General features: G+C 67.1%; 1 pseudogene. It reads left to right on the top strand.

What is annotated here, in order from left to right:
- Positions 1-252: pseudogene (locus tag ACZ3HG_RS24345) on the top strand (recombinase RecA); the annotation flags it as partial.

Here is a 252-nt window from a genome sequence, read left to right on the forward strand (position 1 = left end):
GACGCCGAGCACGCGCTGGACGTCACCTACGCGCAAAAGCTGGGCGTGAACCTGAGCGACCTGCTGATCTCGCAGCCCGATACCGGCGAACAAGCCCTGGAAATCTGCGACGCCCTGGTGCGCTCCGGTGCGGTGGACCTGATCGTGGTCGACTCCGTGGCCGCGCTGACCCCCAAGGCTGAAATCGAAGGCGACATGGGCGATTCCCTGCCCGGCCTGCAAGCCCGCCTGATGTCGCAGGCGCTGCGCAAG

The organism is Erwinia sp. PME.40.26/001 (genome assembly GCF_055556675.1).